Raw genomic sequence first — 25,539 nt, forward strand, 5'->3', positions numbered from 1 at the left:
TCTGAATGCAAACGACATGCGAACATCGGGCATTGCTGGTGATGGGGGTCTGCGGTGTCGGGAAAACCTCGGTCAGTCGTCATATCGCTTTGCGGCTGGGCGCAAGCTATATTGAGGCGGATGACTATCACCCGGCTGAAAACGTCACTGCGATGCGGGACGGCGTGCCACTGTCTGATGAAATGCGCAAACCCTGGCTGACAGGTCTGTCGACAGCGGTCGAAACGGTGCGCAAGCACGGCCCGGTTGTTGTCGCCTGCTCAGCACTCAAGCGCAACTATCGCGACCTGATCCGCGCCCACGTCCACAATACGTCTTTTATCTGCCTCGTCGGCGACAGGGATCTGATCGCAAAAAGACTGCAGGCCCGCAAGGACCATTACATGTCGCCAGCTCTGCTCGACAGCCAGATCGCGACTCTGGAATTGCCAGCATCCGATGAAAATTCAATCGTCATTGATGTGGCGGGAACACCAGAACAGGTCAACGACCGGGTGGTGAAAACAATACTCGAGAAATTCAGCACCTGATGCTGACACCCATACTAAATTACCAATGAAGACAACACACAGGGAGAACCAAATGACTTTTAAACTGACAACATTCGTGGTTTCAACAGCCATCGCGCTTGGCCTTTCAAGCGCAGCTATGGCGCAGGATTTTGCCTTGCGCTTTCAGTCCTCTGATCCAGCAGGCAATCCAAACTTTGTATTGCAAAGCGAATGGGCTGCAAGTGTTGAAAACCTGACCGGTGGTCGTGTTACCATCGAAATGCTGCCGGTGAACTCGATCGTTCAGCACACTGAGACACAGGACGCGGTCGCCGCAGGGATCATTGACGGTCACATCACAGATACGTCCTACTTCTCGGGCAAAGACGCTGCTTTCAGCTTGATCGCGAACCCGGTTGGTGCCTGGTCTTCGCCGTATGAGATGCTTGCATTCATGCGCGATGGTGGCGGTAACGAGTTGATGGAAAATCTGGTTGAACCTTATGGGCTGCACTTTATTGGCGCTACAACACCTGGTCTGGAGGCATTCGTATCCAACAAGCCACTAAATGGCGTTGACGACCTGAAGGGGTTGAAAATGCGCGCGCCTGAGGGACTGGTTCAGCAAGTATTCGCCGCTGCTGGTGCCGTGCCTGTGAACCTGCCTGGTTCAGAAGTCTTCACTTCGCTGGACAAGGGCGTGATCGACGCCGCTGACTACACGGTGTTTTCGACCAACCAGGCACAAGGGCTGCACGATGTCGCCAGGTACCCGGTCTATCCGGGTTTCCACTCGATGCCATTGGTTGAAGTGTCGATGAACAAAGACACATGGGAAAAAATGCCCGCCGACATCCAGGCCATTCTGGAACTGTCTGTGCGTGATTTCGCCAACAATATGATTGCGCAACTGGCAGCAAAGGATCTCAAAGCGGTGGCAGAAGCGAACGCCAACCCGGATATCACGGTTTCCAACTGGTCGGCAGCAGAACGGAACCGTTTCCGTACCATCGCCACAGGTCAGTGGGCCTCCGTTGCCAGCCGGTCCGAAAATGCTCAGAAAGTCTATGACACGCTGACAACTTACCTGCGTGACCAGGGCATGACCTCTGAATAAACCCTGCAACGGGATAAACTGCTGGGTCAGCCTGGTGTCATCACCTGGCTGACCTTTCTACGACTTGGGGGGAAGATGATGGATCAACTAAACGAAGATGGGGACGCCCCGTCAAACACATCGGGTGCCGACCCGTGCGCGGGAATATTGGGGCGGGTTGTGAATGCTGTCGGCATCGTCTTCGCCCTTGGCATTCTGATTTCGGCTGGCATTCTGGTTCTGGAAGTGTTCCTGCGCTACGCGCTGAACAGACCGACAATCTGGGCACATGAAACGGTCATTTTTTTGAACGCGATAGCATTTTTGTTCGGCGGTCTATTTGTCGCTTCCCGCAATGCGCATATCCGGGTCGTGCTGATCTACGACTGGATTGCAACTCCGACCCGCAGGATATTTGATATCTGGATTTCGCTGGCGTGCTGTGCCGCGACCACTTTTTTTGCCTGGGCCGCCTGGCAGGGCGTAAAACGCGCGGTCTGGACCCCTGCCGGTGACTTCCGGCTTGAGACATCAGGATCGGCCTGGAACCCTCCAACGCCAGGCATGCTGAAATTGTTCCTGCTCTTCATCCTGATCATCATGGCAATTCAATTCCTGATTTTTGCCCTCTCCTATATCTCAAGAAAAGAGCACTAAGATGGAATGGCTTTCTTACCTGACCGACTTCAAAGCGATGGGCATTGAGTGGGCGACCTTCGCTATGTTCGGTATGCTTCTGATACTGCTTCTGACCGGCATGCCACTTGCCTTTGTGACTTTGCTCGTGGCGCTGATCTTTGCACTCGGATGGTTCGGGGCAAACGCGGTCCCGCTGATCACCAGTCGAATTTTCAGCTTTGTGAACTCATTTGTCTTTGTCTCGGTGCCGATGTTCGTCTTGATGGCCGCCATACTTGACCGCTCCGGCATTGCACGTGACCTGTTTGACGCGATGCGTCTTGTAGGGGGGCGGTTACGCGGTGGTGTGGCGATTCAGACGTTGCTGGTTGCGGTTGTGCTTGCGGCAATGTCCGGCATTATCGGCGGAGAAGTAGTGCTTTTGGGATTGATTGCGCTGCCACAGATGCTGCGCCTTGGCTACGACCGCAAACTGGCGATTGGTGTCTGTTGCGCCGGTGGCGCGCTAGGCACAATGATCCCGCCATCCATCGTGCTGATTATCTATGGTCTGACCGCCAATGTATCGATAGGCGACCTGTTTACCGCCTCATTTCTGCCGGGTCTGATCCTGGCAGGGTTGTATTGCGCCTATATCCTGTTCCGGGCCTACCTGAACCCGTCCCTCGCGCCGGTGCCGGAAGCCGGATCGATACCACGCGCTGAAAAACTGCGACTGCTGAAAGGGCTGATCCTTCCGGTGCTGGTCGTGACCTTTGTTCTGGGCTCAATCTACGGCGGGATCGCCAGTGTGACAGAAGCCTCTGCTGTCGGCGTCTTTGGCGTAACCCTGTCCACAATGGTGCGGCGTGAATTTTCGCTGGCGTTGCTGACAGGGGCAGCGCGTCAGACACTGGCGACTGTTGGCATGATCGTCTGGATCGGCATCGGCGCAACAGCATTGGTGGGTGTGTTTAATCTGATGGGCGGGATCAGGTTCGTTTCGGCGCTTATCACGGGCATTTCCGACAACCCGACTGTCATCATTCTTTTCATGATGTTGATGCTGTTTGTGCTCGGGATGTTTCTTGATTGGGTTGGCATTGCGCTTCTCACCATGCCGATCTTCGTGCCGATTGTGGTCGATCTCGGATTTGATCCGGTCTGGTTCGGCGTCGTCTTTGCGATGAATATGCAGGTCAGCTTTCTGTCGCCCCCCTTCGGTCCGGCGGCATTCTATCTCAAATCCGTTGCCCCCAAAGATATATCGTTGGGCGAAATCTTCCAGGCCTTGCTGCCCTTTATTGGATTACAGATTTTTGCATTGGCGCTGCTAATCATGTTCCCTGGGATCACGGGGCGTTAAACCATTGCTGTTCGGGATATTCCAACCAGTGACGGGCGCGCCGGCCTTCTGAAACCGGTCTGTCTGACAACCACGTCAGACAGACCTTGAATAATAATACATCGCAGCGCGCTTGTCCTCTGCCAAAGCAACTCTACTTTGATGGCCTTGCAGAAGCTCTCAACGGCAGAGTTTTTTCGCATGCAGGGCCCAAGCGACGCCTGTTCCCGTCATGCTGCAAGATGATTGAATGACAGCTTTCTGTTTCAGGCCGGCGTTATCGCAAATGGCAGGCTTGGACCGTTCGCGCAATTTGGGTCAACTACAGTGAATGACCGCAAGGTCCGCACAGTTGCCGTCGGCGCTTAGCGCGGCGAATGGCTCCTTTCCGCCTTTTGTGTCGAAGTGCACTGATGCAAGGGGTGGACCACGTCCCTCTGCCATAACTGTCAAGAACGACTCATTGCGGCCATTCGTAACCACTGCGGCGAAGCGCCGATTTGAGCCTTATTTCGCTGTCTGTATAACTTAGCTAAGTTCCAGACTTGGGTGGTACGCGGTCGCTTGGCTTAAGTCAGAAACGGTTGTCAGGATCCAGATCGCGGACGTTTTCGGCAATTGGCAAACCGAGACTTTGCTGGTCGAGCCATTCAACCCGTAGTCCTTGTTTCGTGCGAGCGACCAAGAGTTCGATATGGGCATTTTGCATGGCGAGCAGAAGGGCTTGCACTTCATCAACACCGTATCCTCGAAAAGAACGCGTTTGACCAGGCCATTCGATCTCGTATCGACAGACATAATCGACTTCACACTCTTCCGGTCGGAAGAAGCGGCACTTCACTTCACGTCCGTCGACTTCGAACGTCCTTTGAACAAACACGTCTCCTGTCATTCGCTTGATCCTCCTGTCGGGATAGAAAGTCGCGCCCTGTCTCCACTATGATCGATGCTTATCGCAAAAACAAATTTCGCTCAGCGCTTGTTCGTTCAAGCTGTAGCGAAGGGCTGATCAGAACTCTTGGACGAACACTTCAGATCGGCGAGCAAAGTGCTCACCACATTCTGCCGTTCCGAAACCGAAAGACAGCAAATTTGGACTAATTCAGTTCAACCGCAAAACGGTTTCGATCAGGGAAACTGGACAGCGCCAATCGCCCATCAATTGGGCTGCTTCTTGTATTGGCATGCTCTGGAATACAGAGACCGGCACTACGTTTTGTTCAAGACGAACAAAACCGATCGTGTTTGGATCGCTAATTTCCCACAAAATATAACCGCAAATGAACATATCCGGTTTTGTAGCTTGGCCTGAAAAGTCGACGGCAGCGATCAAAAAATCACGCTGATAGTAGGTTAAATTGTGAGCGACATAGCGGGTTGTTTTTCCCGCAGCTTCGATCAATTTCTCGCGCACATTTTGCCACGACTTTTGCGTCATAGCAGACGCAAAACTATCCGACATAAATGCGCGTTCAATATCAAAACTATCTTGTGGGAGCAGGTCAAAAAATGCCTCAGTTACATTTCGGACAAGCTCGTTTGTTTGTTCACTTGGTCGCGTTTGCGCATTAGCTGGCTCCAGCAGTGCAAGAACGAAAGTGGTGGCAAAAATGATATGTTTCAAATTCAAAAATCCTCTAATTGGATTATCCGATTGGTGGAGAGTGGAAGTCAATCGCCGGTATGTCTATATGACCTAAAGGACGAGAAGCGCTGCTGCATGTACTGCGCAAATCATATCGTGGACGTTCGCTAAGTCCGCACAGCGGGCATTGGTGCGGCTCGCAGCGAATGGCGGCTCTCCGCCCTTCGCGTCGAATTGTATCTGGTGCAGCAATCGGACCACGTTCCTCTACAATAACTGTCAAGAACGGCCCTCACCTTCCATTCATGCTTCACGCAGCGAATGGCTGGTCTGAGCCCTTATGCCCAATGCTGAACCCGCATAAATTTGTCAGGATGGGGGGCTGCCTTTTTGCCGCGGCTGCACGCTCCGGCCCACGACGGGAGAAAGGCGACATTCTCTGCCGATGCGAGTGAACCACTCAGTCGCAGTTATTCCGTCCTCAAGATTTTCGCCAAATCAAGGTCAGTTTCCCGCAAACCGCGACGCTGGGTTTTGGTATCGCTGTTGAAGCCGTTTGGACAGCTCTCCAAGTGTTGGAAACATTTTGGACGCTTACTTGACGTTGCCTAATTTTTGTCTTGCTGAATCTCGCTTAAGTCATAAATTGATTGATAAAAAAGTGTTCTAAATGTATCGAAGTTTAATTATTGCCAGTCCGACGTTGATCACAGCGGAGGTCATTAGTTCTTGGTTGGAAACGGGAAATGAGATTGCCGAAGTCTGGTGTTGTGAGCCAGACAGCCCGTTTCTGAGGCCGCCAAAAAGTCTGGCCGGTAAGATATTTCCTGAATTTGACTCAGTTCGAATCCTGCAGAGGGCTGGTGTAAATGTTCGGCTTTGCCCGCCATTGAAGCATTGGGCTGGCGCCTGTAGTGCCGCCCGGGCCACGGGGGCAGACGTTCTGGTGACTTTGCAGACACTCAATATTGTGCCCCAAGAGGTTTTGTCGGTTTTTGGAGACCACGCCATAAATTTTCACCCTTCTCTGTTACCTGGTTACCGTGGATCTGCACCACGGCAAGGAATGCTCTTGGATGACGCAGCCGATGAATTTGGTGGGATCACGATGCATTGCCTGACCGAGGGAATTGATGAAGGGCCGATTATTGCACAGCGGCGATGCCCGGCATCAGACGCGTCAAACATGTTTGAATGGGACCACATGATCGCCCGCAGCGCAGCAAGCATGGTCGAACTTGAACTGCCTGCATTTCTAAACGGTAATTTACGTGCGCAGGATCAAGTGCCGGGCAGCGGGTCATACAGGCGTGTCAGTCAAACGGAAAAGGTGCTGACGTCGGCCCTGACACTGGAAGATCTGGAGAAAAGGTTTCGCGGCGTTGGGCGGTATTTTGCAATGAGTTGGGCGGACATGGCAGGGCAAACGCCCCAGGCAGTTACTGGGATATATTCACGCATTGGTCCGCCGACAGGTACGCCAGCAAAGACCACGTCGTTATTCTTGGAAGTCGATATTTGTGATGCGCGCATTCGTTTGCGCCGAAAATCAGTTTTGTACCAATTGAGCCGAGTAGTTGCGCGTTTGTCTGCGATGCAGAGATGGCGGCGCAAGAAAAGTATTCAAGGAGTTAACAATGCCAGAACCGCTGATCCTGTCCTTCGCTGACCAAACGCGTGCGGACGAAATCCGCGTTAATGTAATGGCCGGGTCCAAATCACTTGGGACGGCCTGGTTTCGCAGCCGGACAGGCCGTGCTTTGGGTCCAAATGGCAACGCCCTTTTTTGCCTGGGGCTTTTTCCTGCGTCCGAAGTTGGAAGTCGATTAATTGTCAAAGCCGCCGTTGACCGCAATCTGTTGGAGCGGGCAGGTCAGATAAGCGGTATGTTCCGTTCCTGGTGGCCGGGGTGCAGAACAGTGAGCGTTGATGCCGAAGTCGCCGAGCCCACGCGATCAGTTGCTAAGGGGGCGGCGGCTGTGTTCTTTTCGGGCGGTGTCGATTCCTCTTTTACGCTCGCGCAAGAACATGAAAATCTTCAGGGCATTATTACGATTCTGGGGGCAGATATTCCGCTAAATGATCGTGAGGCAAATGATCGCCTCGATCAGACGTGCCGCGATGTAGCGAGAGATTTCGGCATCGAGCCGGTCGTCATTGAAACAAATGTACGCGAGATATTTCACCGCTATGCTGGATGGACCGAATATCACGGCTCGGTTCTGTCGGCGATCGGTCACATGCTTTCTGATCGATTTTGCAGGGTACTGATTTCCGCTTCGGGCAATGAATTTGCAAGGAACGTCCCGTGGGGCTCGAACCCAGAATTGGACCCCTTATTTGGAACGGAGCAGCTAGCGGTTGAGCACTTCGGCCTGGAAGAAAGAGTGGACAAGATCGCGCGTATTTCGACCGTCAATACGTTGATGCGACACCTTCGTGTCTGCAATGTCTCCCGGTCGAATTGCGGTGTCTGTGATAAATGTACATTTGTCATGGCGGCCCTTTCTTTATTGTCAATGTCAGACAAGTCGCAGACCCTTCCAGTGTTTCAACCTTCGGTTGGCAGTTTTCATATACTTGACGATGCGATCCTATCTGAATTTGTCAGGTTCAGAGACAAGGCAGACTCCGAAGGGCGTTCCGATCTGCTCCCGCAACTTGATGCGGAGATCTCCAGATACCACCGTACCCGCAAGTTTAAGAGCCTGCTTGGCCTCTCCAATCTGGACGCCCGGTTCCGGGTCATGAAACACCGGATGCGGTATAGGGGGATAAAAATATGACAGGTCTGAAAACCTATATTTTACATTTGCCACGCTCCAGAGCACGAAAGCAGAACGTGGACCGGCTTATGAATGTGTTCGGGGGTGACGCCCTGGTGCACGAGGGTGTAGACGGCGAACAACTGACGCGGCAAAATATTTCTGAAGTGATGGGCGATGGCTTCGCACCGCGCTATCCTTTTACGCTGAGGCGCGGAGAGATAGCAGCATTCCTTAGCCACCGCGCGTGTTGGAAACGCATCTTGGATGAAGGGGTGGATGCGGCTCTAGTGATCGAAGATGACGTTTTTCTGAATACGCGCTTCGACGAAGCCCTTGAATTGAGCCGACGCTCACTGGGTGAGAGTATGCTGATCCGGTTTCCCGTACAAAACCGTGAACGACCGGATCGGGTGCTGGCGACGCGACAAAAAACACAACTATTTCGGCCTCGGGTCATAGGCCTTGGAATGCAGGCACAACTTGTGACACGGGGTGCTGCAGAAAGACTGCTCGAAACTTCGAATTGCTTCGATCGTCCGGTCGATACGTTCATTCAGGCACGGTGGTTGCATGAGGCAGATGTGTTGTCAGTCTGGCCATCCGGTGTGACCGAGATGTCTGCCGATTTGGGCGGCAGCTTGATCGGCGAAACGAAGGGCGTCGGTGATCGCATATCACGTGAACTGCGGCGACCAATTTATCGGGCTATTGTGGCATTGAAATCGAGGCGTAACCGGGCATGATCAGAAAGCTAACTAAAGTCAAACGATACTGGTCTGCAAGACTTGGACCGAAAAACGCTCCTGCGATGTTTTGGCATGTCGGACGCCCGAATTTTGGTGACGATATCAACCCGTCTTTTTATGAAGCACTTTGCGGTTTGCGTCCCCGCTTAGTTACACGGCGTGACGCCAGGCATTTTTTAGGCATGGGAAGCATTCTCGAAAAAGCAACCGAAACGTCTCTGGTTCTGGGATCCGGCTTTTTGAAGCCGCCGGTCAATCTGCCAAAACCAGCACAGATCATCAGTCTGCGGGGCGCGCTGTCCCGGGATGCGCTCGGACTGGACGATTCCGTCATTCTTGGGGATCCGATGGTGCTTGTTGATCAACTGCTATCTCCTGATTCAGGTGGTGACACCGGTTTTGTGCCTCATGTCCTGTCGCTTAAATGGGCGCGTCTGATCACACCGCCCGAAATTCGCCTGATTGACGTAGGCCGCGACCCCTGGGCCGTGGTTCGTGACATCTCAAGTTGTCGCAGGGTCATCTGCCAGTCGCTCCATGGGCTGATCGTGGCCGATGCGTTGGAAATTCCAAACCTGTGGGTTGCACCGTCGGATAAAATGATGGGCGGTCGGTATAAATTCGATGACTATTTTTCAACCCTTGATGCACCCAAGACAATGCACAGTTTAACGCCTCAGCTTCTGAGGTCCTTGCCAGATTCCGAATTTTCAGTGGGTCAGTATAAGTGGGACAAAGTGGAATATCGCCGCGTCTTGAAGGCCCGTCTAACTGAATGTCTATGACGCCCCAGAATATTGGGCCGACGTTTGAGCGGGAGTAGCAGCGGTGGCGAATACGGGAATTAACGGACGGAATGTATTTCCGTTTCCTGCTGCGGGCGCCAGAATTTCAGCCGCGCTGCATTTTTCTTTTTACGCAGCGCTTTGCGGTCAAATGTCTGTGAAAATGCACCACAAGCGACGCAGTTTACCATAGTACCGCATGCAGGTTCCCAGCAGTTAACAGGATGGCGAAACGCCAAGGAAATCCGTTCAAGATGTAGATTGGCAGACCCTTTTAGCAAGATGAGCTCATCGTTTCTGGCGGTGCGCCGAATATGTTCAAATGCATCTTTGGGTGTTGGGCAATGGACATAACGGCCAGAGGCCAGGTCGGCTTCGGATGGTTTCCCTCGCGCCGAAGTGTGGCCAACAAATATCACCTGATCCGCTGCTGCCCGCGCTTCGCGGTAAGCGGATTTGTATTGTTTCGACGACTTACCCCGGTAGTCAGAAATGGAGCCTAAAACAATTCTTTTGAAAGGCACATTGGCGCGGGCAATCATCTTGAATGCTGTCCCAAGCGTATCGGCGGGCGCCTTGACTGTATCGACGATAAATGTTGGGCCGTTGTGTGTCCCTTCAATGTGGCAGCGGTTCACAACGGGGGCAAAATCGGCAACCCGGTCCCTTATGATTTCGGGTGGCACTCCGAGTTCCATTGCAGTTGCTACCGCGGCAACAACTGGCATCCAAAAATGTTCGCCGGGAAAGCAACTCCCAAGATCCAGTTGCCCGGTTTTTCCGACAATGGAAACGGACATCATTTCTGGAAATGCCGCATGCACCGCGATGACCTGGTAGTCGGCGTCTTCAGCTCGTCCAAATGTGACAACCCGTGCCGAAGTTTGCTTGGCCATCGACATGACCAGGGGATCATCCGCATTCAGGATAGCAAGGCCGTCTGGTAGCAGCGCCTCCAATAAGGCACCTTTTTCAACTGCAACAGCTTCCGCCCCGTGGAACGCAGAATAGTGTTCTTGTCCAACCATGGTTACGATCGCAACCTCTGGGCGGAACATATTTGCCATCGGTGCCATTTCGCCTTTGCTGCCGACGCCTAGCTCAGCCACAACAAACTGATGCTTTGGAAGCACTCGATTGAGGGTGCGGATTACTGAATTAATAGTGTTGTCGAGGATTTGGCTCCGAACAGAGCCTTGTACCGAAAGGATATGGCTAAGCAGACCAGCCGTTGTCGATTTCCCCGAACTGCCTGTAATCGCAATAAAGCACGCCGTGCTCTTCAGTCTCCGGTTTGCGGAGATTTTTGCGCGGAAGCGACGCAATGGACCGGTGCGAAATCTGAACACGATTCCGCGCAGCAGGTTCTTGTGCCTTACATTCGATGACATGTGCCCTCCAGGGGGATTGCCTGCGACATATTTTGTAGCCATTTTCCAGATGCGGAGCGCCGTAGTAGTGGCCTGCGTTTAAAGGGCTATACCAATTGGAAATTCAGAGAAACTATTGTCTTTTGGATAGGTGGTTCGGTGCGCACCATTTCTATCATCAGTCACAAAAGTCTGCAATATCTGACGAATTGTCACCCCAAAAACGATGGCGTCGCAGGGAATTTCGCAACACATTTGCGGTGAACCTGATGAAAAGCTTTTGACTTGAATTCCGGTGTAAGGTTGTCCGCTCAGTTGTCAGTATCGGGTTTCAATGCCGCACGGACCGATGACCGCTTTGTGGTCGGGTCGGAGCACTCCGGGTATCGTTCAATCAAACGAAAACTGAGGCTCTTGTAGATGCGAAACATATCTTGATTGCCTTTGACAGCATTAACCAGAAGGGTTTTCCAGCCCATCTCCTGAGCGGCCTTCATCCGAACGTCCACCAATGCTCGGCCAAGGCGGTTTCCACTTGCTACCGGCCGTACATACAGCCTTGGGCGCCGGTCCGCGCTTTCGCAGTATCAATGGTCGCACTCGGACAGTCTCCCGTCTGGCTTCGCATTTGCTTCCCATACAGAGCTTTCTAAGTTTTTTGAACGATGTTCACAAAAAGACTTGAACATCGTTCACAATTGTATATATCACTCACCATGAACATCGTTCACAACGCAAGGGAAGTCAAAATGTTCAAACAATTATTAACTTTGGTTCGCGGACAAACGACTGAAGGCTCACAAGCAATGTTAGACGCGAATGCATTGTCATTGTTACGTCAGCAAATGCGGGACGCCGCGCGCGGCGTTGACAAATCCCGAAAAGCAGTGGCTGTCGTAATGGCCTATGCGGAACGCGAAAAAGCATCTCTTAAGCGGATTGAAGCTCAGATTTTAGATCTCGAAACACGCGCATTGGATGCGCTGGAACAGAATTGTGAAGAACTCGCTTCCGAGGCGGCCGGTATCATTGCCCAGCTAGAAGCGGAGCGGGACGCAACTTGTAAGGTGATCGAAGCATATCAAACGCAAATCGTCAGGCTGAGACAATGCCTGACGGAAAGCGAGACCTGCCTCCGTGAATTAAAACAGGGGCAGCATATGGCGGAGGCAAACGACAAGGCACAACGCCTACGTGGGGTTATGCCATCTGGTTTTGTCAACGACTTAAAGGATGCAGAAACAACCTTGAAACGCTTGCAGGAGCGTCAAGAACATGCCGAAGCGACGGCCACTGCGATGGTAGAACTGTCGGCTGACACCAGTGCCGAAAATATTACCGAGCGTTTGGCTGAAGCAGGTTACGGCGCTCCGATGAAACCTGACGCAACTGCTGTGCTCGACCGCTTAAAAAAGAAAGCAAAGTAAACCTCAATAAGCCCAACTTCAGTTCAAAACAACAGTTCGGTTAAATCGAACTCTAACCAAAGGACTAAAATCATGAACGCTTACACTAGCAAATCTTCAAATTCCTGGAGCCTTTTTACTTATCTTCAGTTCGCTATTGCCAGTTCAATGATGGCTGGAGGCATTTTCTTCCTGGAGGCAAGCTTCGCCGCAAAAGGCTTCTACGCTATGGCTGCTATCCTGTTGGTCAGTTCAACTGTCTCCATCACAAAATCGATCCGGGACTCAGAGGAAAGTGATCGCCTGTACAACAAAATTGAAGACGCTAAAACCGAACGCCTTTTGGCCGAAGCAAGTTCTTCCGACACAATCTAATTCGAAAATCGCCAGCGCCCCTTTGCGGGCTCTGGCAGTTTCGGTCACCCTGCAATTTAACATCCGATACATTGCCCGACAATCAACATGAACGCTGTTCAGAAAAAGGAGGAACTCATGACTCTTCGTTCCATTTTACTTGCCCTTTTAGCCTCGCTTACTTTTACCCCATCCTTTGCCGGGCCCAGTTACCAGCATTCTGCGCAGGCCACAGATCACAGTGCTCAGGCTGCCAGTCACGGGTCTGTCGCTGCTGTTTCAGCCGCTTCGATGATGGTCGCCGTTCCAATTATTGCGTTTGGATCAGCGGTCACAGTTTCCGGTATAGCACTGGTGGAAACCAGCACCGGTGCGCTGTTGCCAGGCGCAGACCTTGTTCAAGCGGGCGCAGGCGAACCTGCAGTCGTCTCCATCGTGCAGCCCAATGCTGCACCAACCCTTGATTGAACCGACCACAGGAGGCTGTTATGGCACGCCTAATTTTATTGATATTATTCGCACTGGTTATCGCAGTGCCACCCGTAGCATGGGCAGGTAGCAGCGAAGCCAGCAAGCCCATACTACCGGCTGCTGAAGTGGCGACATTCTCCAACCGGGTCCAGCAAGATCTTGCCGCGCGCGGTGTGCTTGTTGCGATCGTGGCACGGATAGGGCGCAACCCAGCGCGACTGCCGGAGGGCGTCCGGTACACGCATGTGGGATTTTGGGTTTACTCAAAGATCACATCTGCGGACGGAAGCACGGGGCGCGGGTATCGAGTGTACAACTTATATCAGCAGGCTGACAACAAAACGCGAAGCAATCTTATTCAGGACAGTCCCGCCGATTTCTTTGCAGGCGCACACAGTCTGGATGCGGGCGTCATCATACCCGATGCCCGGCTGCAGAAGCAACTGTTGCAGGTGATCGCCAGCCCTACGTATTCGTCTTTGCACAACCCAAATTATTCAGTGCTGGCCAATCCGAACACGAGCCAGTTCCAGAACTGCACTGAACATATGCTCGATGTTCTGATGGCAAGTTTATACGGCACCAACAATGTGCCCCAGATCAAAGCTAATGTTGCAGCTCATTTCCAGCCACAGGCAATCCCACTCAATGGGTTGCAGCGGTTTCTGGCTCCGGCTGCCTCAAAAGCACTGACGACCGAAGACCATGGGTCCAGGGTCATGACAGCGACATTCGGAGCCATTTCTCGGTTCATGCGAGCAAATGATCTGGCGTCACAAGTATATCGGTTAACGCCCGACAGAGCTGACCTCTTGTAGCAAATTGACAAGGGCAGCAAGATGTCTCAAGAACTTAACATGATCAAAGAGAAGACACTTTCGAAGCGCGAGCGCAACCTCGCTGACATTCGCGAACGGGCAACCAAAGTTGCTGAGCGCATCGTCCTGGAAAATGGGATCGATACGCTTAGTGCACGCGGACTGGCTAAAGAACTGAATGTGTCTGTTGGTTCGCTCTATAACGCGTTTGGCGATCTGGATGCGGTTGTGCGCGCTGTTATCGCGAATTGTGCCGCGATGCTGTCTGCAAGCTTGCATTCCGCCCTTGAATCATCAGCGCAGGACAAGCGTTCGCGAGTTGTCGCTTTGGGAGAGGCCTATTTAGACTTTGCCATCGCAGAGCCGCAACGTTGGTGGTTGATGTTCGAGTACAGATCCAACGTTCCGCCTGACCTGAAGGCTCAAGATTTCCAGTCTGGTCTTTTAGAAATGCTGATCCAGGCTGGCGGTGCCGACCCGAAATCAGAGCAACACCGGCAGTTTTTTCTACTATTGTGGGCTTCTGTGCACGGGCTGGTGTCGCTTGCATGTCGGCCTGCCATTGTAACGATCAATCCAGAGGCAGCACGCACCTACATTGGCGACCTGGTTGATTCAGGGTTCAACGCTTTTCCGATAGACTGAAGCGGATTTGCGCTCCCGTGATACCTTTCCAAATCAGATCATTTGCTGGTGCAGGCTTAACCTGTTGAGAAAGTTGATAATCGACTCAATTTTCCCGGTCGGGCAGGATACTATTCCCGAGAAGCAGGGTGTTCCAAACAGTGTTTGAATTCCACCCACTTTGGAGAACACGTTCCTAAGGCGAAATTTGGAGCTTGAATTTTTTTGACAATATTGGGCACGAAGCGGAAATTCGCCACAGTGGTCACAGACAGCCACAAAGGGCTGGAAACACTATTTGGTCGGATCCGAGCGAAGGTCCGGGAAGCCCGCACAGCAGGCATTGCTGCGACGCGTAGCGAAAGCCAGCACTCCGCCCTTCGCGTCAACATGTGCTCGGAGCAGCATCTGTCAGAAAGGGCTCTAACCAGCCATTTATTGCGCTCCGTCTGAACGCCCGTTGAGCGGACGAAGTGGGCCTCCAGCCCAGCACATAAATTACAAGGTCGTCGCCCGTGAAATGGTTCCCATCAACGGGTTGTCCCGTTTGATCAGGGCTTTATAAAGGACGCCGGAAAACATCCGCCAGTGCCTGGGTTTCAGGCACTGGTCCATTCCGGCCTAGTTCTGTGGCCGGAATGATGGGGCAGTGGGGGCGAAACTCATTTGTCACCCTCGTCGTCATGATCGACGGGCTCCCGTTTGGCGGTCGTGGTGCCTCATCGCCCGCAGCGTCTTGCGGTTCCTCGTCAGTCGCAATCGGCGCGGTGCTGCCAGATCCGGAAATCTCAGCGATCAGTGAGGTGAGCGCATCAACGGCCTTCTCACCTGGGTTCTGGAAATTGCCCATACATTCGCCCAACTGGAGCAGTGCTTCGCGTTTGCCGGGCTGCATTTCCTCGGTAACCTGTCTACCGAGATTATAGTCCAGAGATGTCCACATAGACGCGATAGTCAGTGATCTTGCCGTCTTGTAACTCCAGTCGTGTAGCAAACGGAACTTCGTGCTCGCTCAGATCCTTACGAGTGTAGTGGACCAACCCGTCGCAGAATGCCGTAGAACCGCTTGCCCAAATGCCCGAAATCGTGTGGCGCATGGCTTTGATGGTTTTAAAGAATGACGCGTTTGCTTCCTCCACGTCTTTTCGATTTGTGAGTTTGTCAAAGTTACCAAGTTGGAAGGTCACGTTATCCACTAAGAAGCTGGCTACTTTGTTCGCATCCATTGCGTCGACGGCTGAATAAAGTTCAGCGATCAGAGGTGTGTGTTCAGTCATGGATTTAGAGGTAATTTTCACAGGAGTATCTCCTTTTAGGGTTTGGTTGATTGTGAGGGGGACGAAGCTTCATCTTTGATGTGAATATCTATCTCCCGGCGTGAATTCTGAAGCGACGCCAGAGGTAAGAAAGATTGATTTGCCCGTTTGATATGGCGAGACCCATGAACAAAATGGATAGTGCGATCAGGAGCATTGGACTAATATGTTCTCCGAATGTGACTGCACCTACACCGATCCCTGACAGCGTGGCGAAATAGCCAACCTGAGCAAACCCCACGCCGTCAGTGCGCCGTTGAACTTCAAAGGTCAGAACATAGGCGATTGCTGTTATCAGACCGACACAGATCACTGCGAGCTGTGGGCCCGTAGCCAGGACCTCCGCGCCAGTTTTATCGCCTAAGAAAAATAGAGCAGGCCATACTATGATGAGCTGGGACAGCAAAGCTCCTGTTGCCATCATGATGGGGTCTCCGCCAACTGGATACGCGCGGCTTCGAAACACATTGCCCATGGCTAAGGCCAGTGGGCCAAGCACTGCAAGGCCGATCCAGATCATCCCGGTTCCGACCAGATCAAGGCCAGTCAGGGTCACAAGGCTAACTCCAATCAGCCCAACCAGTATCCCAATGAGACGATGCAACGGCAGCATCTGACGTTCGACACCAGCTGTTATAACGAAAGTGAAAAGCGGCGATAGAGTTACAAGTGCGGAGTAAAAACCTGTCGATAGATGCCCCAGAACCGTGTACGCGATCAGGGCTGGTGCGCTGATGCCAAGAATGCCAGCCCCCATGTAGTAGGCCAAATGGTTGCGTGTGAGTTGCAGTCTCCGACCCGTCACAATGCCCAAGGTTAAAAGAACTAAGGTCGCCACAAGTAACTGCCAAAAGAGCGCGGTGAAAGGAGGTGCTCCCGCGTTTGCCGCTACTTTGGAAAGTGTGAAACTCACGCCAACCATCGACCCGATGCTGATGATCAGCACGATCGGTGGTAGTGGTTTGCTAAATAAGGACATCATAGAACCATTTCCTTCACCGCAGTCTTGCGGGGCTGCATTGCAGGCCCGATGGAGATGATGCCTGTTGGGTTGATCTGGCGGTGACTTCGGAAATAATGTTCCCGAATATGTCCCATGTCTATTGTCGAAGCGACATCTGGGACCCGCGCGATAGCCTGCATATATCGCGAGAGTGCTGGGTAATCTGCGATCCGTTTGCGGTCAGTTTTGAAGTGGGTGACGTAGACAGGATCAAACCGAACAAGTGTGGGGAAGAGCTTTAGATCTACTTCCGTGATTTCTGCTCCAGCCAGGTATGGCTTGTGCGTGAGAAGCTCTTCGATCTCTTCCAAACTTTCAAACAGCGTTAAGACTGCCTCGGAGTAAGCTTCCTGCGATGTCGCAAAACCTGCACGGTAAACCCCGTTGCGTATTGGTGCCTGAATAAGCTCCGCGACCTGATCAATCTCACTCGCAAGGTTCGCGGGGTAGAGATCCCGCCCTATGGCTCCATGAACGGCAAAAGTTGAATTGAGCATCCGCATGATGTCGGCTGACTCAGTGCTGACGATCTGGACCGTGTCTTTGTCTAAAAGCAATGGAACAGAAATCGATCCTGTATAGTCCGGCACTGCACGTTGATAGACCTGATAAAGAAATTGGTCCCGCAGGATCCCATCTGTCTCTTTGAAGTCAGATAGGTCAATAACCCATCCTTCTTCCGACGAAATTGGGTCCATCCAAGTAATGCTGAATGCGTCACTTAAGCCTTTCAGGGTCATAACGAGTTCGACACTATGACACCAAGGACAGGCTTTTGAGAGATAGAGATGGTAGCGTCCGCGTGCGGCAGGGAACTTCGCATCAGGACTGGCACTTATCCAATCGCGAAAACTGCTTGGTATCCGCTGGAACTGGCCGTTTGCCTGCACAGGCTTTTGGTGGAGTTCACCATTGATGAGTATTTTGGGCATGGAAGCCTCCGGTAGTTGACTGCAGTCAACATAATAGGGTTCCAAATTCACGATAATGCCTTATGATTGAAACTGATTGGTGAATTTAACTCACCCAAGTGAGGTTGTCTTGATCGAAATCGGAGCTATCCCTGTTTTTGTTAAAGTGGCAGAGACCGGGGGATTTGCAGCCGCCGCACGGCTGCTGGGGCTGACAAAATCTGCAGTAAGTAAGCGTATTTCCACATTGGAAGCGCATTTAGGCGCACAATTGTTCCATCGCTCTACCAGAAGCATTTCGCTCACCGAAGCAGGTGAAATATATCTGGCACATGCGGTACAGGCCCTTGGATCGGCGCGTGAAGCTGAGGATGCTGTTGCAGCGCTGCAAGGCAGGCCTGTCGGTCAACTTCGGATTTGTGCGCCAGTATCATTTGGTCTTTTACACGTTGCACCTTTGGTCACGGACTTCTTGCAAAATCACCCTGGGATCACCTTGGACTTAGCAATGGATGACAGAGTGGTCGACCTTGTTAGCGCGGGATATGACATGGCGATCCGAGCAGGAGCGATGCCCGACTCCGCGCTCATTGCACGGCGGCTGACCACTATTAAGAGCGTGATAGTCGCCTCTCCAAAATATGTTTCTGATTATGGAGCGCCCATGCATCCAGAAGATCTGATCGATCACAACTGCCTTCACTATACGTATTCGCGCGACGCGCTGGAGTGGACCTTTGCAGGACCAGAAGGAGAAGCGAAAATCAGAACGAAGGGGACGCTACGGGTCAACAACAGCGAAGCTCTTTGCCGAGCCCTGATTGACGGCCTGGGGGTGGGTCGACTGCCGACGTTTGTTGCCAGTTCGCATATTGCGGCTGGTCGCTTGATAAGAGTTGTTCCTCAACACATATTGCCAGAGCAGGCACTTTATGCAGTTTTCCCTGAACGACGTCACATACCAGCGAAAGTCAGGGCGTTTACCGACTTTCTGGTTGATCGTATTGGCAGCGATATCGCTTATTGGGATGTTGAGGCAGCCGATTAAGGAATGCATAGCCCAGTTGAAATCTTGGATTGGTACATGCCGCTATTGTCATTTGTATTCAGTGCAGAGCCTCAGTTGCTGATCGCGGTATCCGCCCTTTGGACCAGTGGTTTGATGAAGAAGGGCGGGAACCGGCCATTCGCTGCGTTATACTTCAAAGAAAGCATTGCGGGCAAACACGCGGTTCATGACATATAATTGGACGTCCGCTTCGCTGGGCTGGCGTGAAAGAGCGCGCAAAGCTGCGCGCCCTCAGATTGATCAATTCCGGCGTAGCCAATCAGAGATCGCGCGCCCGATAGCATCGGGTTGATCTTCTTGAATGAAGTGGAGTCCTTGGCCGATGAAGGCCGTTTCGAGGTCTTGTATCAAACTGGAATAGAACGGAACCGCTTGCGGCGGGACAAGCACGCCCGGCTCTGCATAGACCAAGAGCGTCGGCATATCGGTTTCACCCATAAAGGTTTCGATGTCGTCCATCAATTGTACGCTCGACTCTGGTTGACCACCAATCGGTACCTCACGAGGCCACATCCACGTGGGCAGGCGGCTTTCGACGGTCGTGTATGGGGTACCGTATTCGGCTTTCGCGGCCTCGCCCAAAGGACGGTTGATCATCATAGGCAAAATGTTTTCTACGAACATGTTACCCTCCATAACCATTTGATACCCTTGCTCGAAATCTTGTAAGGCTCGGAACATACCACCCATCTCTTCACCCATCGCGTCATAACTTGCCTGAGGGAATGCAGGTGGTAGAACACCTTCCATGAAGGCCATTCGAACAACCATTTCCGGATGGCGATGAGCAAAATCCCATGCGAGAGCGGCGCCCCAGTCGTGACTTACAAGTGTGATTTCTGTTAAGTCCAGTGCATCGATAAAGGCATCCAGATACTGAGCGTGATCCGCAAATGTATAGCCGATATCAGGCTTGCCAGAATGCCCCATTCCGATCAGGTCGGGCGCAATCGTACGGTGGGTGGTACTGACAAAGGGCATTACATTGCGCCACAGGTAAGCGGCCGATGGGTTGCCGTGCAGAAACACAACAGCATCGCCCTTGCCTTCTTCTAGATAAGACATCGTCGACCCAAGAACCGCTACTTGTCTGCGCTCGATGGTCAGTTCTTCCGAAATCACGGGCGTGGGCAACTTAGCACTTGTCTCTTGTGCAAATGCTGGTGTGAGGGACACAGCGGCGGCGGCCGCAAGGGAGGTTGTTTTGATTAGATTAAACATAGTTTCTCCAGTCCGAGACAGTGGAACCGCTCGGTTGTTTCTTCCAATGATGATGAAAAGTTTGACTAGGCTGCGGGCACTTCGTAGGCGACGAACTGCATCTCGCCAACGCTAACGCGCAACGCGTTAAGGGATTGGTATTCAGGCGAATTGAACCAGACATCAAGAGTGGCAAGGTCTGGGAATTCAACGATGGCGGTTATGTGATTATCGGCACTCTCACCGATCAGAGTCTTGGCAAAATCACCGCGTAGCACGAGCTTACCAGCATGAGCGCCAACTGTGGCGCCAGCCGCCTGCGCATATTCCTTCATCTTCGCCGGATCGCTCACTTTAATACGAGAAACAAAAAAAGCAGTCATTCTAGGGTCTCCTTGACCTGAGTTGATTTGTACATGTATGTATAAAACAGATTCGAATAGTTTTGTCCATATGTGTACAAAACTTTTGTAGGAGGAGAATACGATGGGTCGACCATCAAGCTTTGACCGTGATGCGGCGATAGAAACAGCAATGCAAGAAATGTGGCGTCACGGTTACAATGCAAGCTCCGTCAAAGCTATCTCCGAGACACTCGGCATTAAACGCTCAAGCTTTTACAATGCTTTTGGGTCGCGAGAAGAGCTCTTTAAGGAAGCTTTGACCGTCTATTTTGCACAATCCCCGGATAACATCTTGCGCGGCGAGCTTCCCGAAATGCCGGTCCTCGAACTGTTAACGAACATGTTTCGGGCCATATGTGCTGCGCGCGCTGGCGACCCCGAAGGACGCGGGTGCCTGGTAATCAACAGCTTGTCTGAACTCGACGAGTCGGATGCCGAACTTCGAGACCTGATCAAAGGCGCTGTTCTCAGCGGTGCTGCCCGCCTTGAAGAATTACTGAGCATTGCTGTTCAGAATGGAGAACTGCCCGAGACAACAAACGTGCACGCAAAGGCGCTTGCCCTTCAAAACCTCATGGTCGGCATCAATGTTTTCTCCAAAGCATTACGCGATGAAGAACAGCTGTGGTTGAGCGTGAAAACGACACTCGAGGGACTAGGACTGTATCGCGAGGGCAACCTTGCGTGATTTTGAAGCAATCTGCACTATAGCGGCCGACCGAAAAGGGGGCGTGGAGGCTCTCGAAGCGCTTTTCAGCAAGCCACTCACACCCACAGAGCTTTCTGTGACTTTGGCAGAGCGGTGGCTCGCGGCGATGGCCATATGCCTGTTCCAAGCTGGCTTCAATTGGAAAATTGTCGAGGCCAAATGGGCGGAATTGGAAAAGGCGTTTGACAGTTTTGATCCGTACGAGTCGCGGCCTATCTGCGGGTGAGCTTGCCGACTGCTTAGGAGCCCCTTCTCCAATTCAAGTCGGAGTGACATTGAGATGAATACAATCTGGATTTCTCGGGTGCCATACTCTTTGGCGCGATCATCATATCAACGCCGAAGCTTTGTAGTTAATCCGGTAAAAAAGGGGCCTTTCATGGAAATAGCTATCAATGGCAGCCCGGTTGCCGTGCCTGAAAAACTACAGGACGTGACTTTGCTGAACTTCCTTCGCGACTTTGTCGGGCTGACGGGCACCAAATTTGGCTGGGGGATCGGGCTGTGTGGGGCCTGCACTGTGCATATTGACGCCGTGGCAACACGATCCTGCCAGATACATGTTGCAGAAGTCGGCGACGCACAGGTCACCACGATCGAAGGGCTGGCGCAAACTTTCGCAGGCGGGGCGTTGCATCCGGTCCAACAGGCGTGGATCGCCGAAGGTGTCCCGCAATGCGGCTACTGCCAGGCCGGACAGATCATGACCGCATCGGCACTGCTGCGTCGCATTCCTGACCCAACGGACACAGACATCCGCGAGGAGATGGGTGGAAACCTGTGTCGGTGCGGAACCTATGATCGAATTCGCCGTGCCATCACCCGTGCCGCGCAGGAGGCTTGAAAATGGGGAAGCAAACTGATCCGAAACCCATCAGTCAAAGGCATTTTCTGAAAAAGAGCGGCTGGGTTGCCGCCGGGGTAACAGTTGCGGTTTATGGTTCTTATCGTCAGGTGCGCGCCAAAATGCCCGCATTGCCAACATTTGATGCCCCTGGAGCACAGGATGGGGTGGCATGGGTTCAGGCGTTGGCCTTCGGGCGTATCCGGTTTTTCTGTCCCAGAATGGAGATGGGGCAAGGTGCTGGGCTGGGTCTTAGTCAGGTTGTGGCCGAAGAACTGAATATTGATCAGGCCGACATTGAGTGCATTCTTCCTGATACCGATCAGGCTCCGCCGTTTCAGATGACAGTCGGCAGCCAGAGCATCGCGCATTTCTTTGATCCGGTTTCCTGGGGTGCCGCGCAACTGCGCGAGGCATTGCGGAGGCTGGCGGCTGGCGGCTGAAAAAAATGGCCTGCCCATGGATCAGATTAAAGACGGGCGGGCCGGGTTTATCATGCCGGACGGCAGCACCCTCGGCTACGGCGCATTGGTGCCTGCCGCAGAGGTCATTGTCACTGGCGATCAGTTGTTGGCGGATAACGCATTGCCACGGTATGCCCTTAGATCTGCCGATAAACGTCAGGCCATCGGACAAGGCAGGCGGCATCACGAGTTGGCGGAGATTGTCACGGGTCAGATGACTTACGCCCGTGACGTCTCGATCACCGATATGGCCTTTGGTGCGGCGATATACCCGCCTGCCTTTGGGGCCCGGTTTGTAAAAGCCGACCCGGCGAAGGCCAGAGCGATACCGGGCGTCATTGGCGTTGATATCGACAAGGGCGATGGTTTTGTAGGGATTGTTGCGGACAACCCGTTTGTCCTTGCGGACGCGATAGCGGTATTGGATGCGCAATGGCAAATAGCCGAAGAACTTAATCAAAGCCAGATTGTGTCACGCCTCGATGTCGAGAAATTCCGTTCGGACGATGATTTCGCCCACACTTTGTTGTCATCCGGTGATCTTGGTGTCGGACGGCAGACTGCCTTGCATCGCGTTACTGGTCGTTATGAAACGCCGTTCGCAGCCCACGCAGCGATTGAGCCACGCTCTGGTCTGGTTTGGGTCAGAGACGACAAAGTTGAGGTTAGGTGCGGCACACAGGACCCCTATTTTGCTCAAAAACGGGTGGCGAAGATCGTTGGCCGCGAGGTCGATGATGTAGTGGTACACACGCATCGTATCGGCGGTGGATTTGGCGGGCGGGTGCCGAGTCAGGCGACCGAGGCCGCGGCGCGTTTGTCGGCCGCCTTCAATCGGCCAGTGCGCGTGCAATGGGACCGGAAAACTGAGTTACAGAACAACTATTTCCAGCCGAAATCTTCCCATTTCATCGAGGCAGGTGTCACCGATGATGGGACCATAAGTCACTGGGATCATGACGTTGTATCATCTTCTATCTTAACCGGATTGGTGCCGAATTTTGTCGGCAAGGCAATCGACATGGCAAAAGCAGATGATGGAACGGTTCGCGGCATTGTTCCGCAATATGACATGTTAAACCGGCGCATCCGTCATTCGGCAGTCCGCACCCCGGTTCCTGTCAACGCCTGGCGCGGCCTTGGGTCTGACCAAATGCTTTTGCCATTGAGAGTATGATGGATGAACTGGCAAACAAGGCCGGTATCGATCCGTTGCAGTTTCGCCTGCAAAATCTGCCAGCAAGCAGTGATCGCCTGGCCAATGTTTTGCGCCGTGTGGCGAAAATATCCAATTGGGGTCAACCTGCGCTTCCCGACACCGGACGCGGTCTGGCCTGTGCTGTATATAAGGATGAAACCGTTGTCGCCGTTGTTGTGGATATTCAGATCGATCACACAGCGCGCGCAATGAGCCTGACCAGGGCCTGGTGCGCTCAGGATTGCGGACTGGTCGTTAATCCACATCAGGTCGAAAGCAAGATAATGGGCAATATTATCTGGGGCTGCAGTATGAGTTTGAAGGAGCAGATCACAATTGCCGCAGGGCGTGTCGAGCAAGACAATTTCCATATGTACGAACCTCTCCGCCACGCTTCAGCCCCCGAAGTGACCGTGGCTCTGGTCGAGCCCGCCGATACAGCTCCTTCCGCGGTAGGCGAAGCAGCGCTTCCACCGGTTCCCGCCGCGATTGCCAACGCTATATTTGCAGCAACAGGGCGGCGCATCCGAAGCTTGCCGTTGACTTATGAAAGTACTTTTGCAGAGGCTGGCCAAACAAATCTGTTGTAGAACTTAGTGGCCGATCCCGTCCGGCATCAAATGCGGCCTGAATTGCCGGTTACCTGAGCTACTAAATTATTGTGGAGGTTGTCCCATTCGCGATTTCGCCAAAGCGAGCCTGATCGACCTTGTTGTTATTTATCTCAGACTAACCAATCCGGAATTACTCCCTGCGGGTTCCGGTGGCACAGATGCGTTGCGTCAGGCTCATATTCCGGCGGAGCTCAAGCGCGATTTATTCCAAATTGTCGGGCGCGAGTGTGGTCCCGAAGCGCTGTTATCAATCGGCCAGGGATCAGCCTCGTCACATATGATCCGATATGGCGTAGTGCACTTCGCTCTGAAAACCCGTCGGTATTGTTTGGAAAGTGGCGTCGGTTTGAAGTGTTTTCCCATTCAAAAAATCGAGTGGAAATTGATTTTACCAGCGAAAACCAAGCTCGGTTCAAACGGTATACCACCGGCGGCAGCATACCAACGACACCGGAAAACCTGTTGATTTGTGGATTGATCGTTGGCCTTTTGGAAGGCATTGGCTGTCATGGACTGTGGTGCGATATGGCGGCGCGGGGTGACGGGGTTGTGCGCATCCGCGACAAACGCGGCTTTTGGCTTCCTGATAATCCTGCCAGCCTTGTGACCGGTGGCTGGACTATCGGGTGGAAGACACATTCCGCTCCCAAAGGCATCGGCACCACGGATGATGACCTGCCGCAAATAGATTTGCCGCCGATCCCCGATACATCCTTGACGGCCCTGGTTAACGCAGTGACCGATCTGTTGATGCGGGATGTTGCACGCCAACGGAAAACCGGCGAACTGGCCCGCGCGGTGGGTCTGTCAACGCGTACGCTCCAACGCAGATTGGGTTAGGCCGGGCTTAGTTTTTCGCGCCTGGTGCGTATCTTTGAGGCCTGTCACCTGCTGAAACCTGGCAATACCCCGCTGACAGTGATCGGATTTTGCGCCGGGTTTTCCGACAGTGCCCATTTCAGTCGGGATTTTCGTGCTAGTGTGGGTTTGACCCCGTCCGAATTCCGTGCGGTTCAGTAATTTCCAGGAGTTGTGAGAGTGACCACATTGGCCCCTATCCAGCGGTACAGGATGCGCCAGCCAAAACATTCGAATTGGGTTGCGGCTTGCCATTTGTGCTAAAAAAGTGAGCGGCGGCATTGTCCGCTCTGCTGCCCCAGGTCAGCCGGTTTGATGTTTTCCCTGTGAATGGCCGGATTGAAAAAACCAAACGTGTCGTTTCGCACCCGAGGATATCGACGAATCTCTGAATGCCCTTCGGATCGCCAAGTGGAGCCAAAAGTCGGTTTCGGCGCTTATTACTAAAATTAGCGCGGTGCCGGATCCGGTA

General features: G+C 52.8%; 31 protein-coding genes. 22 read left to right on the forward strand and 9 right to left on the reverse strand.

All coding sequences use genetic code 11. The features are described from left to right. The first annotated feature begins 5 nt into the window (after nt 1–5). The 4 genes from DWA01_RS11100 (at nt 6) to DWA01_RS11115 (ending at nt 3,571) form a co-directional block, all read left to right on the forward strand. Complete coding sequence (locus DWA01_RS11100; RefSeq protein WP_114285906.1) at nt 6–530, forward strand: gluconokinase; 525 nt, start codon at nt 6–8, stop codon at nt 528–530. 52 nt (nt 531–582) lie between these two features. Then, on the forward strand, nt 583–1,608 hold the full coding sequence (locus DWA01_RS11105; RefSeq protein ID WP_114285907.1) for a TRAP transporter substrate-binding protein: 1,026 nt from the start codon (nt 583–585) through the stop codon (nt 1,606–1,608). Nucleotides 1,609–1,683: 75 nt separating this feature from the next. Then, nucleotides 1,684–2,244, forward strand: a complete 561-nt coding sequence (locus DWA01_RS11110) for a TRAP transporter small permease subunit (RefSeq protein ID WP_114285908.1) — start codon at nt 1,684–1,686, stop codon at nt 2,242–2,244. A 1-nt stretch (nt 2,245) separates the two neighbouring features. After that, nucleotides 2,246–3,571 carry a TRAP transporter large permease gene (locus DWA01_RS11115; protein ID WP_114285909.1) on the forward strand — a complete coding sequence of 442 codons (1,326 nt, stop codon included), beginning with the start codon at nt 2,246–2,248 and terminating at the stop codon, nt 3,569–3,571. Between the two features lie 553 nt (nt 3,572–4,124). On the opposite strand, the gene DWA01_RS11120 is transcribed toward DWA01_RS11115, so the two are convergent. Beyond that, complete coding sequence (locus DWA01_RS11120) at nt 4,125–4,442, reverse strand: DUF6968 family protein (RefSeq protein WP_114285910.1); 318 nt, start codon at nt 4,440–4,442, stop codon at nt 4,125–4,127. A gap of 210 nt (nt 4,443–4,652) precedes the next feature. Continuing rightward, nucleotides 4,653–5,174: a hypothetical protein gene (locus DWA01_RS11125; protein WP_136057718.1), complete on the reverse strand. Its 522-nt coding sequence runs from the start codon at nt 5,172–5,174 to the stop codon at nt 4,653–4,655. A 631-nt stretch (nt 5,175–5,805) separates the two neighbouring features. On the opposite strand from DWA01_RS11125, the gene DWA01_RS11130 reads away from it, so the two are divergent. Genes DWA01_RS11130 through DWA01_RS11145 form a run of 4 tightly spaced genes read left to right on the forward strand, consistent with a single transcriptional unit; the run spans nt 5,806 to nt 9,434 of the window. Then, entirely contained in the window at nt 5,806–6,804 is a 999-nt protein-coding gene (locus tag DWA01_RS11130) for a formyltransferase family protein (RefSeq protein WP_114285912.1), read from the forward strand. After that, complete coding sequence (locus DWA01_RS11135) at nt 6,773–7,921, forward strand: adenine nucleotide alpha-hydrolase family protein (protein WP_114285913.1); 1,149 nt, start codon at nt 6,773–6,775, stop codon at nt 7,919–7,921. The genes DWA01_RS11130 and DWA01_RS11135 overlap by 32 nt, the downstream gene beginning before the upstream one ends. After that, nucleotides 7,918–8,646 carry a glycosyltransferase family 25 protein gene (locus DWA01_RS11140; RefSeq protein ID WP_114285914.1) on the forward strand — a complete coding sequence of 243 codons (729 nt, stop codon included), beginning with the start codon at nt 7,918–7,920 and terminating at the stop codon, nt 8,644–8,646. The genes DWA01_RS11135 and DWA01_RS11140 overlap by 4 nt, the downstream gene beginning before the upstream one ends. Next, on the forward strand, nt 8,643–9,434 hold the full coding sequence (locus DWA01_RS11145) for a polysaccharide pyruvyl transferase family protein (RefSeq protein WP_114285915.1): 792 nt from the start codon (nt 8,643–8,645) through the stop codon (nt 9,432–9,434). Before DWA01_RS11140 ends, DWA01_RS11145 begins: the two co-directional genes overlap by 4 nt. A 59-nt stretch (nt 9,435–9,493) precedes the next feature. Here DWA01_RS11145 and DWA01_RS11150 read toward each other — a convergent pair whose 3' ends face one another. Continuing rightward, nucleotides 9,494–10,825 (reverse strand): Mur ligase family protein, encoded by a 1,332-nt coding sequence (locus DWA01_RS11150; RefSeq protein ID WP_160116018.1) that lies wholly within the window; start codon nt 10,823–10,825, stop codon nt 9,494–9,496. 728 nt (nt 10,826–11,553) lie between these two features. Here DWA01_RS11150 and DWA01_RS11160 point away from each other — a divergent pair. The 5 genes from DWA01_RS11160 to DWA01_RS11175 all read left to right on the forward strand — a co-directional run bounded on the left by DWA01_RS11160 (nt 11,554) and on the right by DWA01_RS11175 (nt 14,498). Then, a complete protein-coding gene (locus DWA01_RS11160; RefSeq protein WP_160116019.1) occupies nt 11,554–12,231 on the forward strand; it encodes a PspA/IM30 family protein in 678 nt (225 codons plus the stop codon). A 72-nt stretch (nt 12,232–12,303) separates the two neighbouring features. Further along, nucleotides 12,304–12,585, forward strand: a complete 282-nt coding sequence (locus DWA01_RS11165) for a YiaA/YiaB family inner membrane protein (RefSeq protein ID WP_114285919.1) — start codon at nt 12,304–12,306, stop codon at nt 12,583–12,585. An 87-nt stretch (nt 12,586–12,672) separates the two neighbouring features. Continuing rightward, on the forward strand, nt 12,673–13,032 hold the full coding sequence (locus DWA01_RS22945) for a hypothetical protein (RefSeq protein WP_136057719.1): 360 nt from the start codon (nt 12,673–12,675) through the stop codon (nt 13,030–13,032). Nucleotides 13,033–13,052: 20 nt separating this feature from the next. Then, nucleotides 13,053–13,853, forward strand: coding sequence for a DUF2145 domain-containing protein (locus DWA01_RS11170; RefSeq protein WP_114285920.1), 801 nt, complete (start codon nt 13,053–13,055; stop codon nt 13,851–13,853). Nucleotides 13,854–13,892: 39 nt separating this feature from the next. Beyond that, complete coding sequence (locus tag DWA01_RS11175; RefSeq protein WP_114285921.1) at nt 13,893–14,498, forward strand: TetR/AcrR family transcriptional regulator; 606 nt, start codon at nt 13,893–13,895, stop codon at nt 14,496–14,498. Between the two features lie 899 nt (nt 14,499–15,397). Here the strand turns inward: DWA01_RS11175 and DWA01_RS11185 are convergent. The 3 genes from DWA01_RS11185 to DWA01_RS11195 all read right to left on the reverse strand — a co-directional run bounded on the left by DWA01_RS11185 (nt 15,398) and on the right by DWA01_RS11195 (nt 17,728). Further along, a complete protein-coding gene (locus DWA01_RS11185; protein WP_136057720.1) occupies nt 15,398–15,775 on the reverse strand; it encodes a nuclear transport factor 2 family protein in 378 nt (125 codons plus the stop codon). A 67-nt stretch (nt 15,776–15,842) separates the two neighbouring features. Beyond that, nucleotides 15,843–16,775, reverse strand: a complete 933-nt coding sequence (locus DWA01_RS11190; RefSeq protein WP_114285924.1) for a DMT family transporter — start codon at nt 16,773–16,775, stop codon at nt 15,843–15,845. After that, complete coding sequence (locus tag DWA01_RS11195; protein ID WP_114285925.1) at nt 16,772–17,728, reverse strand: glutathione S-transferase family protein; 957 nt, start codon at nt 17,726–17,728, stop codon at nt 16,772–16,774. The genes DWA01_RS11190 and DWA01_RS11195 overlap by 4 nt, the downstream gene beginning before the upstream one ends. A gap of 109 nt (nt 17,729–17,837) precedes the next feature. On the opposite strand from DWA01_RS11195, the gene DWA01_RS11200 reads away from it, so the two are divergent. Continuing rightward, entirely contained in the window at nt 17,838–18,755 is a 918-nt protein-coding gene (locus DWA01_RS11200; RefSeq protein ID WP_114285940.1) for a LysR family transcriptional regulator, read from the forward strand. 261 nt (nt 18,756–19,016) lie between these two features. Here DWA01_RS11200 and DWA01_RS11210 read toward each other — a convergent pair whose 3' ends face one another. Together DWA01_RS11210 and DWA01_RS11215 are read right to left on the reverse strand one after the other, a co-directional pair. Beyond that, nucleotides 19,017–19,997, reverse strand: coding sequence for a haloalkane dehalogenase (locus DWA01_RS11210; protein WP_114285927.1), 981 nt, complete (start codon nt 19,995–19,997; stop codon nt 19,017–19,019). A gap of 65 nt (nt 19,998–20,062) precedes the next feature. Further along, complete coding sequence (locus DWA01_RS11215; protein ID WP_114285928.1) at nt 20,063–20,359, reverse strand: DUF1330 domain-containing protein; 297 nt, start codon at nt 20,357–20,359, stop codon at nt 20,063–20,065. A 103-nt stretch (nt 20,360–20,462) separates the two neighbouring features. Here DWA01_RS11215 and DWA01_RS11220 point away from each other — a divergent pair, with 103 nt between their 5' ends. The 8 genes from DWA01_RS11220 (at nt 20,463) to DWA01_RS24030 (ending at nt 25,229) form a co-directional block, all read left to right on the forward strand. Further along, nucleotides 20,463–21,068, forward strand: coding sequence for a TetR/AcrR family transcriptional regulator (locus tag DWA01_RS11220; RefSeq protein ID WP_114285929.1), 606 nt, complete (start codon nt 20,463–20,465; stop codon nt 21,066–21,068). After that, entirely contained in the window at nt 21,061–21,315 is a 255-nt protein-coding gene (locus DWA01_RS11225; RefSeq protein WP_114285930.1) for a hypothetical protein, read from the forward strand. Before DWA01_RS11220 ends, DWA01_RS11225 begins: the two co-directional genes overlap by 8 nt. Nucleotides 21,316–21,468: 153 nt before the next feature. Continuing rightward, a complete protein-coding gene (locus tag DWA01_RS11230) occupies nt 21,469–21,933 on the forward strand; it encodes a (2Fe-2S)-binding protein (RefSeq protein ID WP_114285931.1) in 465 nt (154 codons plus the stop codon). Nucleotides 21,934–21,935: 2 nt separating this feature from the next. Continuing rightward, the gene (locus DWA01_RS11235) at nt 21,936–22,376 is read left to right on the forward strand and encodes a molybdopterin cofactor-binding domain-containing protein (protein ID WP_114285932.1); all 441 of its coding nucleotides are present in this window, start codon (nt 21,936–21,938) and stop codon (nt 22,374–22,376) included. Nucleotides 22,377–22,392: 16 nt separating this feature from the next. Continuing rightward, on the forward strand, nt 22,393–23,574 hold the full coding sequence (locus tag DWA01_RS11240; protein WP_114285933.1) for a molybdopterin cofactor-binding domain-containing protein: 1,182 nt from the start codon (nt 22,393–22,395) through the stop codon (nt 23,572–23,574). Further along, on the forward strand, nt 23,574–24,185 hold the full coding sequence (locus DWA01_RS23865; protein ID WP_160116020.1) for a molybdopterin cofactor-binding domain-containing protein: 612 nt from the start codon (nt 23,574–23,576) through the stop codon (nt 24,183–24,185). Before DWA01_RS11240 ends, DWA01_RS23865 begins: the two co-directional genes overlap by 1 nt. 249 nt (nt 24,186–24,434) lie before the next feature. After that, entirely contained in the window at nt 24,435–25,049 is a 615-nt protein-coding gene (locus DWA01_RS11250; RefSeq protein ID WP_136057721.1) for a hypothetical protein, read from the forward strand. Between the two features lie 24 nt (nt 25,050–25,073). Next, nucleotides 25,074–25,229, forward strand: coding sequence for a helix-turn-helix domain-containing protein (locus tag DWA01_RS24030; RefSeq protein WP_160116021.1), 156 nt, complete (start codon nt 25,074–25,076; stop codon nt 25,227–25,229). A gap of 34 nt (nt 25,230–25,263) precedes the next feature. Here the strand turns inward: DWA01_RS24030 and DWA01_RS23585 are convergent. After that, a partial coding sequence (locus tag DWA01_RS23585) for a hypothetical protein (RefSeq protein ID WP_235008523.1) occupies nt 25,264–25,539 on the reverse strand: 276 nt, incomplete at its 5' end.

The organism is Candidatus Halocynthiibacter alkanivorans (assembly GCF_003333265.1).
Taxonomy (GTDB): Bacteria; Pseudomonadota; Alphaproteobacteria; order Rhodobacterales; family Rhodobacteraceae; genus Halocyntiibacter_A; species Halocyntiibacter_A alkanivorans.

Coding starts and splice junctions, on each gene's coding strand:
- DWA01_RS22945 (WP_136057719.1), top strand. CDS start 12,673: ATGAACGCTGTTCAGAAAAAGGAGGAACTCATGACTCTTCGTTCCATT.
- DWA01_RS11235 (WP_114285932.1), top strand. CDS start 21,936: ATGGGGAAGCAAACTGATCCGAAACCCATCAGTCAAAGGCATTTTCTG.
- DWA01_RS11160 (WP_160116019.1), top strand. CDS start 11,554: ATGTTCAAACAATTATTAACTTTGGTTCGCGGACAAACGACTGAAGGC.
- DWA01_RS11140 (WP_114285914.1), top strand. CDS start 7,918: ATGACAGGTCTGAAAACCTATATTTTACATTTGCCACGCTCCAGAGCA.
- DWA01_RS11240 (WP_114285933.1), top strand. CDS start 22,393: ATGGATCAGATTAAAGACGGGCGGGCCGGGTTTATCATGCCGGACGGC.
- DWA01_RS11130 (WP_114285912.1), top strand. CDS start 5,806: ATGTATCGAAGTTTAATTATTGCCAGTCCGACGTTGATCACAGCGGAG.
- DWA01_RS11170 (WP_114285920.1), top strand. CDS start 13,053: ATGGCACGCCTAATTTTATTGATATTATTCGCACTGGTTATCGCAGTG.
- DWA01_RS11110 (WP_114285908.1), top strand. CDS start 1,684: ATGATGGATCAACTAAACGAAGATGGGGACGCCCCGTCAAACACATCG.
- DWA01_RS11120 (WP_114285910.1), bottom strand. CDS start 4,442: ATGACAGGAGACGTGTTTGTTCAAAGGACGTTCGAAGTCGACGGACGT.
- DWA01_RS11100 (WP_114285906.1), top strand. CDS start 6: ATGCAAACGACATGCGAACATCGGGCATTGCTGGTGATGGGGGTCTGC.
- DWA01_RS11190 (WP_114285924.1), bottom strand. CDS start 16,775: ATGATGTCCTTATTTAGCAAACCACTACCACCGATCGTGCTGATCATC.
- DWA01_RS11135 (WP_114285913.1), top strand. CDS start 6,773: ATGCCAGAACCGCTGATCCTGTCCTTCGCTGACCAAACGCGTGCGGAC.
- DWA01_RS11165 (WP_114285919.1), top strand. CDS start 12,304: ATGAACGCTTACACTAGCAAATCTTCAAATTCCTGGAGCCTTTTTACT.
- DWA01_RS11115 (WP_114285909.1), top strand. CDS start 2,246: ATGGAATGGCTTTCTTACCTGACCGACTTCAAAGCGATGGGCATTGAG.
- DWA01_RS11220 (WP_114285929.1), top strand. CDS start 20,463: ATGGGTCGACCATCAAGCTTTGACCGTGATGCGGCGATAGAAACAGCA.
- DWA01_RS11145 (WP_114285915.1), top strand. CDS start 8,643: ATGATCAGAAAGCTAACTAAAGTCAAACGATACTGGTCTGCAAGACTT.
- DWA01_RS11215 (WP_114285928.1), bottom strand. CDS start 20,359: ATGACTGCTTTTTTTGTTTCTCGTATTAAAGTGAGCGATCCGGCGAAG.
- DWA01_RS11230 (WP_114285931.1), top strand. CDS start 21,469: ATGGAAATAGCTATCAATGGCAGCCCGGTTGCCGTGCCTGAAAAACTA.
- DWA01_RS11210 (WP_114285927.1), bottom strand. CDS start 19,997: ATGTTTAATCTAATCAAAACAACCTCCCTTGCGGCCGCCGCCGCTGTG.
- DWA01_RS11105 (WP_114285907.1), top strand. CDS start 583: ATGACTTTTAAACTGACAACATTCGTGGTTTCAACAGCCATCGCGCTT.
- DWA01_RS23865 (WP_160116020.1), top strand. CDS start 23,574: ATGGATGAACTGGCAAACAAGGCCGGTATCGATCCGTTGCAGTTTCGC.
- DWA01_RS11150 (WP_160116018.1), bottom strand. CDS start 10,825: ATGTCATCGAATGTAAGGCACAAGAACCTGCTGCGCGGAATCGTGTTC.
- DWA01_RS11175 (WP_114285921.1), top strand. CDS start 13,893: ATGATCAAAGAGAAGACACTTTCGAAGCGCGAGCGCAACCTCGCTGAC.
- DWA01_RS11195 (WP_114285925.1), bottom strand. CDS start 17,728: ATGCCCAAAATACTCATCAATGGTGAACTCCACCAAAAGCCTGTGCAG.